1 pseudogene is annotated in these 565 nt (G+C 46.2%); it reads left to right on the top strand.

Annotated elements, in window-relative coordinates:
• Positions 1-218: pseudogene (locus J5X92_RS20895) on the top strand (hypothetical protein); the annotation flags it as partial.
• Between the last annotated feature and the right edge of the window lie 347 nt (positions 219-565).

Raw genomic sequence — 565 nt, 5'->3', positions numbered from 1 at the left:
TCGTTCGCTGGGACGCATACACGCAGGGCGGCTTCGCCATTATGCCCTACGTGCCTGCGCCCGTTATTGAAAAGTTAGGCGTCATTTACCTACAGCATAAAAAAGTAGGTTTAACTGTGACATTCCAACATCAAGGTTGTTTCGCTAGGTTGTCTTTACAGCTTGCTTTTTCGGTAGGTTCAACGGCTTTAGCAACGCGCTTTTTATCAACACCGTAACGCCAACATTTAACATCATCAGTATTCTAAACTCGCTCTTTTATCCAGCAATGTCGTTAACATCTGGCATTTCGTACAGGGTTGTTTTATCTTAAATTCAATAATTTAAACACGCGGTCTATTTGGCTAGTGGCGGCAGCAAAGCTGCGTACGTTCCTTTGTACGCCTAACAAAACGCTCTTGGCACTCCCTCCGGTCGCTGGGACGCTAACACGTGGGCTGGCTCGCTTCGCTCGGATTTTAGCCCACGTGCTAGCGCCCCAAAGCTTAGCGTTATACGTACTTTTAGGATTTACTCTCAATGGAAGACGAAGCAATTAAAGTCCAGCGGACTACAGTATTAATCA

Origin of the sequence: Alteromonas sp. K632G, assembly GCF_017653625.1 — a bacterium.
Taxonomy (GTDB): Bacteria; Pseudomonadota; Gammaproteobacteria; order Enterobacterales; family Alteromonadaceae; genus Alteromonas; species Alteromonas naphthalenivorans.
This window is presented reverse-complemented; position numbering and strand designations above follow the sequence as displayed.